At 35.1% G+C, this 291-nt stretch carries 1 protein-coding gene; it reads right to left on the bottom strand.

The features are described from left to right. Nucleotides 1-291, bottom strand: a 291-nt coding sequence (locus FE392_RS23175; protein ID WP_319932019.1) for an SPFH domain-containing protein, incomplete at both ends; no start/stop codon positions are given.

Genomic DNA, 291 nt, shown 5'->3' with positions numbered 1-291 from the left:
AGAAACAATGCGAAGTCCCATCTTCTTTAAATCTGTAGAAGCTACTTCATGTACCTTTTGAGCAAATTGCTCTCTATTACTATACGCATCTTCTACTGTCATAGAAGATAAGATAGCACGAAGATGCCCTTCTAAAACTTCTTTTGCTTCTATTTTTAACTCTTCCGTTTCTTTTCCTAAATATTGTTCAGCTGCTGTAGAAACTTCTTCAATTGTCGATCCTACTTTAATAATAGAAACACCATTTACTGTAATTGGTACACCTTGTTTCGTATACGTATCACGTGTACC

The sequence above is a fragment of the Xenorhabdus santafensis genome, assembly GCF_033949405.1.
Classification (GTDB): Bacteria; Pseudomonadota; Gammaproteobacteria; order Enterobacterales; family Enterobacteriaceae; genus Xenorhabdus; species Xenorhabdus santafensis.
This window is presented reverse-complemented; position numbering and strand designations above follow the sequence as displayed.